The following is a 13,724-nucleotide window of genomic DNA, read 5'->3' as shown; positions in this document are numbered from 1 at the left end:
GCCGGCCCCCGGGCCAGCCATCCAAGACAGAGAGCGATCATGCAAAACAAACCCACAACCCGACGTCAATTCATTGCCGATGCGCTGAAGCTCGCCGGCGCCACCGCGATCACGGGCATGCTGCCCGAAAGCATCGCGCGCGCGCAGGCCATTCCCGCTGCCACCGTCACCGGCACGATCCAGGACGTGAAGCACGTCGTGATCCTGATGCAGGAAAACCGCTCGTTCGACCACTACCTCGGCACGCTGGGCGGTGCACGCGGCTTCGGCGATCCGCGGCCGGTCGTGATTTCGAGCGGGTATCCGGTGTGGCGACAGCCCTGGATGCTGTCTTACGTGTTCCCGTTCAACCCGTCCCCGCCCTTCGGCACGGCGAACGGCGACACCTACTACGGCGACCTCGACCACAGCTGGAGCGGCACGCACAGCGCCTGGAACAACGGCCGCTACGACAACTGGGCCGGTGCAAAGACCAGCGGCACGATGTACTACTTCACGCAGAACGACATTCCGTTCTACTACGCGCTGGCGAGCGCGTTCACGGTGTGCGACGCTTACCACTGCTCGATGCTCGGCCCGACGGACCCGAACCGCCTGTATCTGTGGACCGGGTGCTGCGGCAACGTCACCGGCTATTCGCCGTACACGACCAACACGATGACGGGCACCGGCTGGACCACGATGCCGGAGCGCCTGAACACGGCGGGCGTGACGTGGAAGTTCTACCAGGACAAGGGCAACGGCCTGGATGCCGGTCATGGCTACGGCGAATACAACGGCTCGAAAAGCGATCTCTGGTGGAACGGCAATTACGGCGACAACGTCATCCTGAACTTCAAGCAGTACCAGAACCTCGGCGCCGGCGATCCGCTCGCGCCGGCGCTCAACGGCACGCAGATCGACCCGTCAGGCGGCGGCAAGGAATACGACACGAACCTCTTCAGCCAGCTGCGGGCCGACGTCGCCAACGGCACGCTGCCGCAGGTGTCGTGGATCGCCGCGCCTTACGCCTATTGTGAACATCCGTCGTGGGCCGCGAGCGGCGGCGAATGGTACGTGAGCAACGTCCTCAATGCGCTGACGTCGAATCCGGCGGTATGGGCCAGCACGGTGCTGCTCGTCATGTACGACGAGAACGACGGGCTGTTCGATCACATGCCGCCGGCCGTCCCGGCCAGCGCCGCTGCCGGCACCGGGCAGTCGACGGTCTCGACGGCCGCCGAATTCGTCGCGAGCAGCGGCGCCGCATCGGACGGCTCGGCCAGCGGCGACGTGCCGATCGGGCTCGGCCCGCGCGTGCCGATGTTCGTGATCTCGCCGTGGTCGAAGGGCGGCAAAGTCAACTCGCAGGTGTTCGATCACACGTCGGTGATCCGCTTTCTGGAAGCGCGCTTCGGGCTGCAGGAAACCAACATCACGCCGTGGCGACGCACGGTGTGCGGCGACCTGACGTCGGCCTTCGATTTCTCGAACGCCGACCAGGCGGTTCCCGCGATCCAGCCGCCCGCGAGCAACATGAACCCGAACGGCCCGGCCGTCCCGATCCCCTACCCGACCACCACCGCGGTGCCGGCGCAGGCCACCGGCCGCAGCACGGCCTGCCGCCTGCCCTACGAGTTCTTCGTGCAAGGCAAGGTCAACCGCGCCGGCCGCGCGCTCGCGCTGACGATGACCAACACCGGCACCGCGGGCGTGCACCTGCAGGCATGGGTCGACGGCACGAGCACGATCCCCCGCCACTACACGATCGCGGCCGGCGCGAGCCCGTGCACGAACCTGTCGGATTCGCTCGCGCTGAACAGCGGCGGCGGCTACGACTATTCGGTCTACGGCCCGAACGGCTTCCTGCAGACGTTCCGCGGCAGCATCGGCTCGTCCGGCAACACGGGATCGACCGCCGAAATCAGCCTGTGCTACGACGTGGCGAACGGCAACGTGCAGATCACGCTCGACAATTCGGCGGGGACCAGCGCGACGACGTTCCAGCTCACCGACAACGCCTACGGGATGAACACGCGGCAGTCGTACACCGTCGCCGCCGGCGCGACGCAGGCCGTCACGTGGTACGGCGACGGCGGCTGGTACGACGCCAGCATCCGCGACGCGAACGATCCGAACTTCCTGCGCCGGGTGGCCGGCTGCGTGCAGACGCAATCCGGCACGCTGCTCACGGATTCGGCGATCGGCAATACCAGCAAGAAGTTCGTCGCGGCGCTCGCGTCGCAGGGCTCGACGTACGGCACGCTGCGGTTCGACTACGTCGCGCCGCCGTGGAGCCACAGCCCGAAGAACTGGGTGGGCATCTTCGCGCATGGCGCGCAGCCGACCAAGGGCAGCTACAAGTCGTGGGCGTACCTGCCGAAGAGCTGCGGCTCGCTGCTGTTCTCGTCCACGGCGAACAGTTCGCTGGCGTCGGGGCAGTACGATGCGTGGTTCCTGTTCGACGACGGCTACACGCCGCTCGCGGGCCCCGTCACGATCAACATCTGACGGTACGGTCAGCCGGTATCGGCCGCCCGCACGGGGCCGACACGCATTCGGGCGCGACGTACCCCGTCGCGCCCGAATGCTTTTCCGGCCACGCGGCACGCGCTAGACGAGCCGAGCGTCGTGGAACGCGCCGAACGGCCGTGCCGGATATCAGAACTTGTGACGCAGGCCAATCCGCGTGACGAACTGCGTGTTCGCGCCCGCGTTGCCGATGAACGATCCCGACGAGCCGATCTCGGCCTGCACCGGCACCACGCGGCCGTTGATCGTGTTGCTGCCCGACGCCTTCTGGTAGGCCGCGCTCACGTACACGTCCGTGCGCTTCGACAGCGCATAGTCGAGCGCGGCGTTGACCTGGTGCCACTTGCCGTCGAAGCGGCCGTCGAGCTTCGAGAACGTATAGCCGAGACCGCCGCTCAGGGCCGGCGTGAACGCATAGCGGCCGCCGATTTCGTAGTTGTTCAGCTTCGACGTCTCGCCCGACAGCGGCACGAACTTCGTGTGCGTCCAGTTCGCCCACACGAGGGCCGCCGCGATCGCATAGCGCGCGCCGACGCCGACCGTCTCGAGGTCGCGCAACCCTTGCGTGTTGAGGTTCGCGATGCTCACGCCGAACGCGGGCTGCGCGCCGTTCGGGAAACGGATGTTCGTGTACGCGGCGCCGATGCCGAACGGCCCTTGCGCGTAGTTCGCGCCGAAGCTGTACGCGCTCGACGAACCCTGCGAACCGTTCGCGCCGGTCGTGGTCGGCGTGCCCGCGAACTGCGTCGAGTTCGAGAAGCCGTACATCGCACCGAACGTGAGGCCCGCGAAGTTCGCGCTCTGGAACTTCACCGCGTTGTTGATACGGCTCGACGTCAGCTGGTCGAGATCGTTGATGTGATACGCGTAGTTGCCGGCGGGCGTCTGGCTGCCCATCGAATAGTTCGCGCCGATGTAGTCGGTCGAGAACGAGTACTGGCGGCCGAACGTCAGCGAGCCGATGCCGTTCTTCGACAGGCCGACGAATGCCTGCCGGCCGAAGATCGCACCGCCCTGGCCGATCGAGCCGTCGCCGCTGCTGAAGCCGTTCTCCAGCACGAACAGCGCCTTCAGCCCGCCGCCGAGATCCTCGGTGCCGCGGATGCCCCAGCGGCTGCCCGATGCGACGCCGTCACCGTACTTGACGAGCTTGTCGTGCCCGCCCGTCGTCGCGACCTTGTTCGAATACGTGATACCCGCATCGATCAACCCGTAGAGCGTGACGCTGCTTTGCGCGTGCGCGGCGGTGCCGAACATCCCGAGTGCGGCCGCGGCCACGATGGTCTTTTTCATGCTCACTTCCTTTTTGTTGTTGACGCGCGCGCCTGCGTCGCAGCGTGACGCGCGGCGTGTTGACGAAGAACCGGCTGATGAACGAGCGCAAGCCACCGGATCGCCGCACGCAGCACTACCTCATGCGCGTGCACGATGTTTCGTTTCGATGCCAGTGTGGGCTTGCGGAAGCGGCATGCCGTGGGGCGGCCGCTCGTGTTGCAGCGTCGACAAGCGCGCGCACCGGTTGCGCATGCCGCGACGACGCGTTGCTCCGCCGATGCAGGTCAGAATCTCTTCCGGCTTTCGTGGAGCGGGTGGACGACGTGGCGCCTGACGACGCCACGACCTTCGATATATTTTGCGAAATATATCGAGTTGTCACGCAACCGTAAACAGTCATTCGGGTTCCTGTCGTCTTTCATCCACATGCGATCGACGGCCATGCGGATCGAAGACACGACACGCGACGGCCGTCATCGCAGCGATGCGAGTACAGGGCCACCGCCGAAATCCAGCATAATCGGGCGAGTGAACGAGCGCCTCGGCGAGCGCGCGAACCTCGCACACGTTTGCGCGTCCGTCAGGTTCGGCGCTCGACCTCATTCCGTCGCCTCGGACACGGCCGGTCTGTGCCGGTCTCGCGCGCGGCGAATTGTGCAGGTGCATGAAAGCGAAGCCAGAACACACTCCATGCGGCGCATATCAGGGCGCCGACAATCGCATCACGGACACCACCACGCATCCCGCAGAAGACAGGACACCGACACATGGACCGAGCCGAGCACATCAGCATCGAACAGACGAGCGGGCTGCCCGCCGACGAGCTGGACCGATGCGACTTCTCGTTCGACATCGCCTGGGAATTGAACGCGCCGTATCAGGACTTGCTCGATCTTCGCGCGCTGCCGACGCGGCGCAAGAATTACGGCTTCGATCCGGCTGGCTGGGCGGACGAGGCGTCCGGCAAGACGGCGCTCTTTCGCGCGACGGCCGGCGGCCGGCTCGCCGGGTTCGTGGCCATCGGCCAGAGCTGGAACGGGATGGCGGAGATCGCGGAGCTGGCCGTCGACCGCCAGTACCGGCGGCAAGGCATCGGGCAGTTGCTGCTGGCGACCGCCGAATCGTGGGCGCGCGGCCACGGGTTCGGCTTCATGCGGCTGGAAACGCAGTCGAACAACGTCGCCGCGTGCAGCACGTATGCCCGCTCGGGCTTCGTGCTGGGCGGACACGATCGCCTGCTGTACGCGGACGACGAGAACGACGGCGAAGTGGCGCTGTTCTGGTACAAGGACCTGCGCGACGGGCAGACCGCGCGAATCCGCACGGTCGACCCGGAATCGGTGCGGCCAGTGCGCTGACGCACGGCCGCCCGCGTGTCATGGCCGAATCAGTGTCGCTTTACGCCCGCGTCGCGACGATGAACAGGCGCGGGAACGGCAGCAGCACGGTGCCGTCGGCGAGCGCCGGATAGCCGCCCGGGCCGGCGAGCGCATCGCGATACTGCGCGAGAAACGCCGCGCGCTCGCCGTCGTCGAGCGCCGCGAGGAACGGCCGCAGCGCACTGCCCTTGAACCACTCCACGACCGCGTCGGCACCGCCGCGCAGCGGGTGATAGTAAGTCGTGCGCCATACGTCCACCCGCGAGCACAGCGGCGACAGCAGCGCGTGGTAGTCACGCGCATCGAACCGCTCGGTGCGCGCAGCCCCCTTCAGCTTGTCCGCCCACGGCCCGGCCGCGGCGACCTCGCGCATCAGCCGGTGCGCGGGTTCGTCGAGGTTGTCGGGCATCTGCACCGCAAGATGGCCGCCGGGCGCGAGCCGGCCGACAAGTGCCGGAAACAGCGTGTCGTGCGCGGGCACCCATTGCAGCACCGCATTCGCGAGAATCAGGTCATAGCCGCCCGGATCGTCCCAGGTGGAGATATCCACGACATCGAAACGCAGGTCCGGCAGGCGCGTGCGCGCGGCGTCGATCATGTCCGCCGATGCATCGATCCCGTGGACGGTTGCGTCCGGCGCACGCGCGATCAGCGCCTCGGTCGAATTGCCGGGCCCGCAGCCGATGTCGATCGCGGTATGGATCGGCGTGTTCGGCACGGCGGCCAGCAGGTCGCGGATCGGCCGCGTGCGTTCGTCCTCGAATTGCACGTACTGGGCCGCGTATCGATCGAGTGGGGTCGTCATGTCGTTTCTCCTGGTCGGCGTGGTCGGCGTGGACGGCGTTGCATTCGATGCGAACGGGATGCCGGTGGCCGTCGATGCACCGCATTCTGCGATCGTCACCGAGTTCAGTAAAATGAATTTAATATCGTGATTGATTCAAATCTCTAATGAAAATCGATACGCTCGGTGTCCAGGCCTTCGTCGCCATCGCCGACGGCGGCAGCTTCCGGCAGGCGGCCGACACGCTGCACGTCACGCAGACAGCCATCACGCAGCGGCTGCGCAAGCTCGAAACCTTCCTCGGCGTCGCGCTCGTCGAGCGCACCACACGCCGCACCACGCTCACCGAAATCGGCCGCCGCTTCCTGCCGCAAGCGCGCCGGTTGCTGAACGAACTGTCCGATGCACTCACCGAAATCCGCGAAACCGGCCTGAGCCAGCGCGGCGACGTCACGATCGCATGCGTGCCGACGGTCGGCGTGCAATACCTGCCGCGCATCCTGCGCGCGTTTTCCGCGCACCGGCCGCACGATCGCGTGAAGATCCTCGATCATGCGTCGGCGTCGGTGCTGCAGGCCGTGCTGCATCGCGAGGCCGAGTTCGGCATCGGCATCGCCGGCGACCAGCATCCCGAGCTGGTCAACGTGCCGCTGACGAGCGATCCGTACGTGCTGGTGTGCCGCGACGATCATCCGCTCGCGAAGCGGCGGCGTATTCGCTGGGCCGCGCTGCAGCCGCATCCGCTGATCTTCGCCGGTGAAGTGAGCGGCAATCGCGGGCTGCTCGACGGCGCGCTGAAGACGAGCGGCGTGTCGCTGCATTCGTTCTACGAAGTGCAGCGCAGCTCGACGGCGCTCGGGCTCGTCGCGGAAGGGCTCGGCGCGGCCGTGGTGCCGAAGCTCGCGATCCAGAAGAACGCGTATCCGATGATCCGCACGATCGAGCTCGTCGAGCCGGCGGTATCGCGCACGCTCGTGCTCGTCACGCGCAAGCGCGCGCAATTGTCGCCGGCCGCGCGTGCGTTGTACGACATGATCGTCGAACAGGCGACACCCTGACGACTGTGTCAGGGGTGCGTCACGAAGCAGCGCCTTCGGGGTAGTATCGCCACACGCGGTCGCAACGGCCGGTGCCTATCCGGCGCCGCGCGCGTCATGCCACCGCTGCAACGGCCGTTCCTCCCCCCCTGCACGGAGCACCGCATGGCCTATCGCAACTACCACAAGCGCAAGATTGCAGACCGGGAACTTCATCCCGAAACCCAGATGATGTCGTACGGCTATGATCCGTTCCTGTCGGAAGGATCGGTGAAGCCGCCCGTGTTCCTCACGTCGACGTTCGCGTTCCGCACGGCCGAGGACGGCGCCGAATTCTTCGACGTCGTGGCCGGGCGCAAGCCTTCACCGGAAGGCGAAGGCGCGGGCCTCGTCTACAGCCGTTTCAATCACCCGAACCTGGAGATCGTCGAGGATCGCCTCGCCCTGCTCGACGATTCCGAAGCGGCCGTCGTGACGTCGAGCGGCATGTCGGCCATCGCCGCGATCCTGCTGACCTTCCTGCGGCCGGGCGACTGCGTCGTCCAGTCCGTGCCGCTTTACGGCGGCACCGAAACGCTGATCTCGAAGTTCCTGCCCGAGTGGGGCATTCGCTCGGAAGTGATCGCCGACGGGCTGTCCGCCCACGCGATCCGCGCCGCGCTCGAAGCGGCCGCGCAAAAGGGCCACGTGCGGATGTGCTACATCGAGACGCCCGCGAACCCGACCAACGCGCTGTTCGACCTCGAAGGGCTGCGCAGCGAGATCGACGCGTTCGAGGCGCGCCACGGCTATCGCCCGCTGTCGGTCTGCGACAACACGTTGCTCGGCCCGCTGTACCAGAAGCCGTCGCGGCAGGGCATCGACCTGAGCGTGTACTCGCTGACGAAGTACATCGGCGGGCATAGTGACCTCGTCGCCGGCGGCGTCACGGGCGCTCGCGCGCCGATCACGAAGATCCGCTCGGTCCGCAGCACGCTCGGCTCGCAGCTCGACCCGCATTCGTCGTGGATGATCACGCGCTCGATGGAAACGCTCGTGCTGCGCATGCAGCAGGCGGCCCGCAGCGGCAGCGCCGTCGCCCGCTGGCTCGCCGACAATCCGCATCGGCCGGTGCGCGTGCTGCACCCCGAGCTCATCGACGATCCGGCCTACCAGGCCGTCTATCAACGCCAGTGCACCGGGCCGGGCTCGACGTTCGCGTTCATCCTCGACGGCGGCCGCGAGCAGGCGTTCCGGTTCATCAACCACCTGACGCTCTTCAAGTCGGCGGTCAGTCTCGGCGGCACGGAGTCGCTGATCTGCCATCCGGCGTCGACCACGCATTCGGGCGTGCCGGCCGACGCGCGTGCGGCGGCGGGGGTGTCGGAAGGGTTGATTCGCGTGTCGGTCGGGCTCGAGCATCCGGACGACCTGATCGCCGACCTGTCGTACGCGCTGGAGCATTGCTGACGCGGGGAAGGTGCGCCCCGTGGCGGTTCGCACGGGGCGGCTCCCGCGGGCCCGGGGCCGGCATTCAGTGACGCCGCCTCGCCCGGATACCGGCGCTCGCGCGGCGCCACCTTACTTGCCGCGCGACACGAGCCTGCTGAACCGCCTCAAAGCACCTTCACCATGAACACGCGCGACGTCCCTTCCGGCTCGCACGGCACTTCGCCGAACGCTTCGTAGCCCTGCTTCCGGTAGAAATCCGGTGCCTGGAACGAGATCGTGTAGAGCACGGCACGCGCGCATCCCCGTCGTTTCGCCTCCGCCTCGGCCTCTCGCAGCAGCCGGCTGCCGAAGCCGCCGCCGCGCAGCGATTCGGGCAGGTAGAACAGATCGATGAAGAAGAGGCCGAGCGACGTGCGCCCCGTGAGGCCGCCGATGATCTCGCCGGTCGCGGGATCGGTGACGTACACGTCGAGCGTGGCCGCATCGGCGCGCCCCGTCATCGCGTGATTGAATTCGCCGAGCTTGCGGCTGATGAAGTCGTGTGCGGCCGGCTGTTCGGTGTCGGTGAGCCGGATGGAAACGTCGGGTTGCGTTGTCATGGGGCACGTTCGGTCGAAGAGAGACACCGCCGGGCATGCAACGCCCCGCGCGGGAATCGTACGACTATAGCGCGGCGGCGGGCATGCCGTGCTGGCTCACCCGTCGCCTTCGTCACCCGTCGTCACGCATCACGTGGCCGGCCGCGTTCATGCCCTTGCCCCACCCCTGCCCTCACGCCACCGCGAACGCCGCCTTCATGTCGGCGATGCGGCGCCGCTCACGCGCGATCATCATCCGGTTCACGACGATCACGCCGATCGTCACCGCCGTGATGAACAGCGTCGCCAGCGCGTTCATCTCCGGGTTCAGCCCCAGCCGCACGCGCGAGAACACCACCAGCGGCAGCGTCGTCGAGCCCGGCCCGGACAGGAACGCCGACAGCACCAGGTCGTCGATCGACAGCGTGAACGACAGCAGCCACCCCGACAGCAGCGCCTGCGAGATCAGCGGCAGCGTCACCACGAAGAACACCTTCAGCGGCGTCGCACCCAAATCGAGCGCCGCCTCTTCCAGCGACTTGTTCATCTCCTTCACGCGCGACTGCACGATGATCGCCACGTACGACACGCACAGCATCACGTGGCCGATCCAGATCGTCACCATCCCGCGCCCCTTCGGCCAGCCGAACATCTGCTCCAGCGCAACGAACAGCAACAGCAGCGAGATGCCCTGGATCACTTCCGGAATCACCAGCGGCGCGTTGATCATCCCCGTGTACAGCGTGAAGCCCTTGAAGCGGCCGAAGCGCGCGAGCACGAAGCCCGCCCACGTGCCGATCACGACCGATGCAGTGGCCGTCAGCAGGCCGATCTTCAGCGACAGCCACGCGGCGCTCAGCAGCTCGTCGTCGTCCAGCAGCGCCGCGTACCACTTCAGCGAGAAGCCCGACCACACCGTCACCAGCTTCGACTCGTTGAACGAGTACACGGCCAGGCTGATGATCGGGATGTACAGGAACAGGAAGCCGAAGGCGAGGACGCCCGTCGACAGCGGTTTGCTCGGCTTGATCATTTCGCGTCCTCCAGTTCCTTGACCTGGTAGTACTGGAACAGCGCCATCGGCACCAGCAACAGCAGCACCATCGCGACCGTCACCGCGGACGCCATCGGCCAGTCCATGTTGTTGAAGAATTCATCCCACATCACGCGGCCGATCATCAGCGTGTCGGCGCCGCCGAGCAGCTCCGGAATCACGTACTCGCCGACTGCCGGGATGAACACCAGCAGGCTGCCGGCGATGATCCCGTTCTTCGACAGCGGCAGCGTGATCCGCGTGAACGCGACCCACGGTTTCGCGCCGAGGTCGTACGCGGCTTCGAGCAGCGTGAGGTCCATCTTCACGAGGTGCGCGTACAGCGGCATCACCATGAACGGCAGGTACGAATAGACCATCCCGATGTAGACGCCCGCATCGCTGTGATAGAGGCGCAGCGGCGTGTGGATGATGCCGAGCGCGATCAGCGTGTGGTTCAAGAGGCCATCGTCCTTCAGGATGCCGATCCATGCGTACACGCGGATCAGGAACGACGTCCAGAACGGCAGCATCACGGCCATCATCAGCACGTTGCGGCGGTTCGGTTCCGAGCGCGCGATGTAGTACGCCATCGGATAGCCGATCAGCAGGCACAGCACCGTCGACACGGCGGCCATCTTCAGTGAGCTGAGGTAGGTCGCGATGTACAGGTCGTCCTGCAGCAGGAACGCGTAGTGCGACAGCTGCAGCGCGAAGTGCACGACGCCGTCCTTGATCTCGACGAGCGACGTGTACGGCGGAATGCCCATCACCTGGTCGGCGAAGCTGATCTTCAGCACCAGCACGAACGGCAGCGCGAAGAACACGGCCAGCCATACGAACGGCACGCCGATCGCGACGCTGCGGCCCGACGGCAGGAAGCGCGACAGCGCGGCAAAGCGGCCTCGGCGCTTGTCAGCCTGGGGCGCGGCGGTCGTGCCGGTCGACACCGGAGTGGAGGACGTGGAAGCGGAGGTTCTCATCGTGGCGTCCTCACTGCGTCAGCACGACGCCGCTGGCCGGCGACCACGACACGAACACGTCGTCGTTCCACGCCGGTGCGTTGTCGTGCATCAGGTGCGAGCTCGACAGGTTCGACACGACCGTCTTGCCGCTCGGCAAGCGCACGTGGTACAGCGAGTAGCTGCCCATGTACGCGATGTCGGTCACGACGCCGCGCGCCCAGTTGTGTTTCGAGCCGGGCTTTTCGCGCGACACGTGAATGCGTTCCGGGCGCACCGAGATGCCGACCGGCATGCCGAGCGGGCCGGTGACGCCGTGGCTCACGTACATGCGCGCCTCGAGGTCGTCGCTTTCAACGAAGATGTGATCGGGTTCGTCCTCGACCACGCGCCCTTCGAACAGGTTGGTCGAGCCGATGAATTCGGCCGAGAAGCGGCTGTTCGGAAACTCGTACACCTCGCCCGGCGCGCCGATCTGCACGATCTTGCCTTCGCTCATCACCGCGAGGCGGCTGGCCATCGTCATCGCCTCTTCCTGGTCGTGCGTGACCATCACGCAGGTCACGTCGACCTTCTCGATGATGTTCACGAGTTCGAGCTGGGTCTTCTGGCGGATCTTCTTGTCGAGCGCGGACATCGGCTCGTCGAGCAGCAAGAGCTTCGGGCGCTTGACCAGCGAGCGCGCGAGCGCGACACGCTGCTGCTGGCCGCCGGAGAGCTGATGCGGCTTGCGCTGCGCGTACTTGCTCATCTGCACGAGCGCGAGCGCGTCGGCCACGCGCGCCTTGATCTCGTGCTTCGGCGTGCCTTCCTGCTTCAGGCCGAACGCGACGTTCGATTCGACCGTCATGTGCGGGAACAGCGCGTACGACTGGAACATCATGTTCACCGGGCGGCGATACGGCGGCAGCGACGCGAGGTCCTCGCCGTCGACGAAGATCTTGCCGGAGGTGGCCGTCTCGAGCCCGGCGAGCATGCGCAGCAACGTCGACTTGCCGCAGCCGGAGCTGCCGAGCAGCGCGAACAGCTCGTTCTTCGCGATCGTCAGGTTCACGTTGTCGACGGCGGTGCTGTCGCCGAATTTCTTCACGACGTTTTCGATGCGCACGAACGTGTCGTTCGGCTTGAGCATGTCCGTCGTCGGTCGATGCATCGCATCAGGTGTACTGAATGAATCCCGTTTCATGATGGTCCGTTGTAAGCAGGTAAGCGAATCTCAGGCGTCAGGCGCGAACGGCTGGGCAGCCGCACGGTGCTGGCGGAGAGGAATCGAGCGATTCCTCGTCCGGAACGTATGGCGCAACGAAACAGGGGTGGGGAAACGCACGGCGATCGGCGGCCATCCGTGGCGACCGACCGAGGTCGCTGCGCAGGCTGACATGAAGATTTCATCGGTTTTCATCGGGCTTTCCGCACGTTTCTTTCGTCTCCAGTGCGAATTTTTAAACCCGTCAAAAAGCTTTTGGATCGCGGATTTCGGTTCCGGACATTGAACGGGATCGATGTTTGGCGAGGCAGGAAAACGGGGGCACGAGTCGGCCCCGTGCGGCAGTGCGGGTGCCCGGCGGCACGGGCGCCGTCGGGTGGAACGGAGGGTGGGGAAAACGAGCAGCCGGGCGGCTGCCGGGCGCGGCCGGTGCGCCGCGCGGGTCACGTCACTTCGCGTTCAGTTCCTTCCAGCGCCGGTAGACGTTGATCGCATCGCCGTGCTTCTGCTGCACCATCGGCAACCGGCGCTCGTCGATCGGCTTCGCATATTCGGCGTAGAACGTGTCGAGCTCGAAATACTTGCGGTCGTCGCGGTAGAACGGCGCGTAGTCCTCGCGCGTCGTGATGTAGACCACGCGCTTCGGGCTGCAGTAGTACAGCGAACCGAGGCACATCGGGCACGGGCTCGCGAGAATGTAGATCTCGCAGTCGCTCAGGTGCTCGGTGCCGAGCGTGCGGCACGCATCGCGCACCGCGAGGATCTCGGCGTGCGCGGTCGGGTCGCTGGTTTGCGCGACGAGGTTCGGGCTTTCCGCGACGATCTCGCCGTCGCGGACGATCACCGTCGCGAACGGGCGGCCGCCCTCTTCCACGTTCTTCATCGCAAGGTCGATCGTGCGTTTCACAAAATCCATGGCTGCGTCCTCGTTGAAACGGAATGGCGGGAACGTGCGCCGGCCGGCGGCCCACGCACGTCGGGCGGGAACCTGCGCGGCACCGCTGCCGCGGCGCCGCGCCGGCGTCAGAACGGCTTGGTCGGCAGGTACTTGCCGTCGAGCGTGATCACCGCGCGCGAACCGCCTTCGGGATCGTCGACCTTCTTCACGTCGAGCCGGAAATTGATCGCGCTGATGATGCCGTCGCCGAACTTCTCGTGGACCAGCGCCTTCAGCGTCGTGCCGTACACCTGCAGCATTTCGTAGAACCGGTAGATGGTCGGGTCGGTCGGCACGCGATCGTCGATGCTGCCGCGCAGCGGGATCATCTGCAGCAGCAGCACCGCATCGTCGTCGAGGCCGAGCTTGTCGGCAACGCTGCGTGCGGCTTGCGCCGGCAGCGCGTGCTGGCCGAGCAGCGCGGCCGTCACGAACGCTTCGCTCAGGCCCGTGCCTTCGGTGAGCTGCGCGAACGACAGGTTCTTGCGCGCCTTCGCGAGCACGATGGTTTCGGCAAGTGCGTGGCGGGCGGTCTGGCTGTGCTGGGACTGGATCATGGCAATTCCTCGTGGTGGGTGGGAGCAATCCGG

14 protein-coding genes are annotated in these 13,724 nt (G+C 66.3%); 6 read left to right on the top strand and 8 right to left on the bottom strand.

Annotation, left to right across the window (positions count from 1 at the left end; translation table 11 throughout):
• Positions 1-39: 39 nt before the first annotated feature.
• On the top strand, positions 40-2,490 hold the full coding sequence (locus tag CFB40_RS19055; protein WP_089432051.1) for a phosphocholine-specific phospholipase C: 2,451 nt from the start codon (positions 40-42) through the stop codon (positions 2,488-2,490).
• 150 nt (positions 2,491-2,640) lie between these two features.
• Here CFB40_RS19055 and CFB40_RS19050 read toward each other — a convergent pair whose 3' ends face one another.
• The gene (locus CFB40_RS19050; RefSeq protein ID WP_089428455.1) at positions 2,641-3,804 is read right to left on the bottom strand and encodes a porin; all 1,164 of its coding nucleotides are present in this window, start codon (positions 3,802-3,804) and stop codon (positions 2,641-2,643) included.
• 749 nt (positions 3,805-4,553) lie between these two features.
• Here CFB40_RS19050 and CFB40_RS19045 point away from each other — a divergent pair.
• Complete coding sequence (locus CFB40_RS19045) at positions 4,554-5,144, top strand: GNAT family N-acetyltransferase (RefSeq protein WP_089432050.1); 591 nt, start codon at positions 4,554-4,556, stop codon at positions 5,142-5,144.
• 40 nt (positions 5,145-5,184) lie between these two features.
• Here the strand turns inward: CFB40_RS19045 and tam are convergent, their stop codons facing one another.
• Positions 5,185-5,970, bottom strand: a complete 786-nt coding sequence (tam, locus tag CFB40_RS19040) for a trans-aconitate 2-methyltransferase (protein ID WP_089432049.1) — start codon at positions 5,968-5,970, stop codon at positions 5,185-5,187.
• Here tam and CFB40_RS39150 point away from each other — a divergent pair.
• The 3 genes from CFB40_RS39150 (at position 5,969) to CFB40_RS19030 (ending at position 8,435) form a co-directional block, all read left to right on the top strand.
• The gene (locus CFB40_RS39150) at positions 5,969-6,100 is read left to right on the top strand and encodes a hypothetical protein (protein WP_256976844.1); all 132 of its coding nucleotides are present in this window, start codon (positions 5,969-5,971) and stop codon (positions 6,098-6,100) included. The genes tam and CFB40_RS39150 overlap by 2 nt on opposite strands.
• Positions 6,101-6,116: 16 nt before the next feature.
• Entirely contained in the window at positions 6,117-7,007 is an 891-nt protein-coding gene (locus CFB40_RS19035; protein ID WP_089428458.1) for a LysR family transcriptional regulator, read from the top strand.
• Between the two features lie 144 nt (positions 7,008-7,151).
• Entirely contained in the window at positions 7,152-8,435 is a 1,284-nt protein-coding gene (locus CFB40_RS19030; RefSeq protein WP_089432048.1) for a cystathionine gamma-synthase family protein, read from the top strand.
• Positions 8,436-8,581: 146 nt separating this feature from the next.
• Here the strand turns inward: CFB40_RS19030 and CFB40_RS19025 are convergent, their stop codons facing one another.
• The 4 genes from CFB40_RS19025 to CFB40_RS19010 form a co-directional block, all read right to left on the bottom strand.
• A complete protein-coding gene (locus tag CFB40_RS19025; protein WP_089432047.1) occupies positions 8,582-9,016 on the bottom strand; it encodes a GNAT family N-acetyltransferase in 435 nt (144 codons plus the stop codon).
• A 172-nt stretch (positions 9,017-9,188) separates the two neighbouring features.
• Complete coding sequence (locus tag CFB40_RS19020) at positions 9,189-10,028, bottom strand: ABC transporter permease subunit (RefSeq protein WP_089431802.1); 840 nt, start codon at positions 10,026-10,028, stop codon at positions 9,189-9,191.
• On the bottom strand, positions 10,025-11,011 hold the full coding sequence (locus CFB40_RS19015) for an ABC transporter permease subunit (protein ID WP_089431801.1): 987 nt from the start codon (positions 11,009-11,011) through the stop codon (positions 10,025-10,027). The genes CFB40_RS19020 and CFB40_RS19015 overlap by 4 nt, the downstream gene beginning before the upstream one ends.
• A 10-nt stretch (positions 11,012-11,021) precedes the next feature.
• Positions 11,022-12,143 carry an ABC transporter ATP-binding protein gene (locus tag CFB40_RS19010; RefSeq protein ID WP_256976925.1) on the bottom strand — a complete coding sequence of 374 codons (1,122 nt, stop codon included), beginning with the start codon at positions 12,141-12,143 and terminating at the stop codon, positions 11,022-11,024.
• Between CFB40_RS19010 and CFB40_RS38705 the strand changes: the two genes are divergently transcribed.
• Positions 12,121-12,483 (top strand): hypothetical protein, encoded by a 363-nt coding sequence (locus CFB40_RS38705; RefSeq protein WP_179255285.1) that lies wholly within the window; start codon positions 12,121-12,123, stop codon positions 12,481-12,483. The two genes, CFB40_RS19010 and CFB40_RS38705, sit on opposite strands and share 23 nt — an antisense overlap.
• A 162-nt stretch (positions 12,484-12,645) precedes the next feature.
• Here the strand turns inward: CFB40_RS38705 and CFB40_RS19005 are convergent, their stop codons facing one another.
• Both CFB40_RS19005 and cynS read right to left on the bottom strand, forming a co-directional pair.
• Entirely contained in the window at positions 12,646-13,113 is a 468-nt protein-coding gene (locus CFB40_RS19005) for a nucleoside deaminase (protein WP_089428463.1), read from the bottom strand.
• Between the two features lie 107 nt (positions 13,114-13,220).
• Positions 13,221-13,691 (bottom strand): cyanase, encoded by a 471-nt coding sequence (gene cynS / locus CFB40_RS19000; RefSeq protein WP_089428464.1) that lies wholly within the window; start codon positions 13,689-13,691, stop codon positions 13,221-13,223.
• Positions 13,692-13,724 lie beyond the last annotated feature (33 nt).

The sequence above is a fragment of the Burkholderia sp. AU31652 genome (assembly GCF_002223155.1).
Taxonomy (GTDB): Bacteria; Pseudomonadota; Gammaproteobacteria; order Burkholderiales; family Burkholderiaceae; genus Burkholderia.
The sequence above is the reverse complement of the archived record's forward strand: the minus strand, read 5'-3'. Positions and strand labels throughout refer to the sequence as shown.